The organism is Myxococcus sp. CA039A (genome assembly GCF_013336645.1).
GTDB lineage: Bacteria > Myxococcota > Myxococcia > Myxococcales > Myxococcaceae > Myxococcus > Myxococcus llanfairpwllgwyngyllgogerychwyrndrobwllllantysiliogogogochensis.
This window is the reverse complement of sequence record NZ_JABUMQ010000847.1, coordinates 1-380: the sequence shown is the minus strand read 5'-3', so window position 1 is coordinate 380 and position 380 is coordinate 1. Positions and strand designations below refer to the sequence as shown.

Below are 380 nucleotides of genomic sequence, written 5' to 3'. Positions count from 1 at the left end.
GCATTGTCGAGGACAGCTTCCTTTACAATGCGCGCTGCATTCCCGGTGCTTGGGGACAGACCCAAGCCTGGTCAGTTTTTCCGCCTTCCATGAGCAAAACCTCCCAATACAGCGAATCGTCGATCAAGGTCCTCAAGGGCCTCGAACCGGTCAAGCAACGGCCGGGCATGTACACGCGCACCGACAATCCCCTGCACATCGTGCAGGAAGTCATCGACAACTCCGCTGACGAGGCGTTGGGCGGCTACGGCAAGCTGATTGCCGTGACGCTGCACAGGGACGGCAGCGTGAGCGTGGAAGACGATGCGCGCGGCATTCCCGTCGGCATCCACCCCGAAGAGGGCGTGCCGGTGGTCGAGATCGTCTACACGCGTCTGCAC

Annotated in this window: 1 protein-coding gene; it reads left to right on the top strand. The window is 61.3% G+C overall.

Annotated elements, in window-relative coordinates; all coding sequences use genetic code 11:
• Positions 1–89 precede the first annotated feature (89 nt).
• The coding region (locus HR086_RS47905) for an ATP-binding protein (protein WP_254626793.1) at positions 90–380 on the top strand (291 nt) is incomplete at its 3' end.